The 1,555-nt window shown below is 55.8% G+C and carries 1 protein-coding gene; it reads right to left on the bottom strand.

What is annotated here, in order from left to right; translation table 11 throughout:
• Positions 1–306: 306 nt before the first annotated feature.
• A complete protein-coding gene (locus ACQZ45_RS27010) occupies positions 307–1,473 on the bottom strand; it encodes an IS110 family RNA-guided transposase (protein ID WP_025591801.1) in 1,167 nt (388 codons plus the stop codon).
• Positions 1,474–1,555 lie beyond the last annotated feature (82 nt).

Below are 1,555 nucleotides of genomic sequence, written 5' to 3'. Positions count from 1 at the left end.
TCACATCAGGATTTTTGTCAATTGTTCATTCGAGTGGCATCGAATTTCTCCTTCGTAGGCGGATCCACGGTCTGAGCCCATAGCAATTACCGGCCCGGTTCTCGGGCCTATACAACCTCACATCCGGTCGCCGCTCTCACGCGGCTGCACCATTATCCCGCTTTCGACGGGCACGGGCTCAGGAGAACGGGACCAAACTCAAGATCGGCGTTTGAAGCCAAAAGGATACCCGGTCCGTTCACCTGGATCCGTCAGGGCTGATCAGGCCCTGAGGATTAGAAACTGTGTTTCGCAGCAGTTTGTCTTTCAGGCGGTTTTCATGATGGCACCTTCGATGACGACGCCGGAGCTCACATACTTCCAGAGGGCCACGAGCAGCTTACGCGCGAGCGCAACGATCATCGGCGTCTTTAAACGGCCGGCGTTCCGAGCGATGCGTTCCTTAAACCACAGCGTTAAAGTCGATTTCGGTTGGTGTCGCAGCCATAGCCAGGCGAGTTCGACCATCGTTGCCCGCAATCGCGGATTTCCCGCTTTCGAGACCCCTTGTTCACGATTGACGTTGCCGCTTTGCCAAGGGGAGGGCGCAAGGCCCGCATAGGATGCGATTTGCCGCCGATTGTCGAAGTGTCGGAACAAGCCTTCCGTGTAAAGTACCGTAGCGAACTCTGGGCCTATTCCTTTAATGCCTAAAAGCGCGGCCGCCTCTTTCGGCGTTTCCGGCGTCTCCTGAACAATCAAGGCATCTCGCTCGGCTTCAACAGCCTTGATTTGTGTGAGCAACAATTCGAGGCGATCGAGTTCTCTGCAGATTTCCCCTTTCAAATGCTTTGAGAGTGGCCGACCATCGCCAGTCCGAAGTTCTTCCAGGCGTTGGCGGCGATCTCGATTGACAGGTTGGTAATCCCGAATTCCTTGCGTGAAGAGCAGCCCCTTTATGCGGTTGACGTGGAAGACACGTTCCGCAATCAGAGTTTTCCGCTCCCGTCCAATCCGTCGATTGTCGTCTTCCTCGGGTGAGAGAAGTTTGACCATTGAGCACGCGCGAGGTTCGCCACGTTTCCATGCCATCAATGCGCGGATCAGCGTTTCGCCATCGATACGGTCGGTCTTCGCCCGGCGATGCCGGCGCGGCATGGCAATTGATGCGGCTTCTACAATGTGGCTCTCGATCCAAGCCTCCTTGCTGAGCACTCGTCCCAGCCAGAAGCCATCCAGCCCGGCCTCCTGGATCACCACCAGTGGGTAAACTATGTTCTTTCGCCGAGTGGCTTTCTGACGAAGCGCTGCAAAGCATGCGAACAAGCCGGCAATATCCCCTCCAGTAACGGAGTGGCGGGACATCTTCTCGCTGCCAGGGGACAGAGTTGTCACCAGCCAGGTCGATTTACTCAATTCCAACGAGACGAATATTGCGCCAAGATCGACGGGAGTAGTGATCTGCGATTGAGTTTGATCTGCTGTTATCGGCATGATTGGCCTCCAGAGAGTTTTCTAGCGACCTCACTCTGCCATGGTGCAGGCCGCTACTCACCCCTGATGGGATCTCAAGAGC

It is taken from the genome of Agrobacterium sp. 16-2014-1-2a (genome assembly GCF_053522705.1).
The sequence above is the reverse complement of the archived record's forward strand: the minus strand, read 5'-3'. Positions and strand labels throughout refer to the sequence as shown.

Excerpts from the sequence above, each read along its gene's own strand:
- ACQZ45_RS27010 (WP_025591801.1), bottom strand. The coding sequence starts at position 1,473 with ATGCCGATAACAGCAGATCAAACTCAATCGCAGATCACTACTCCCGTC.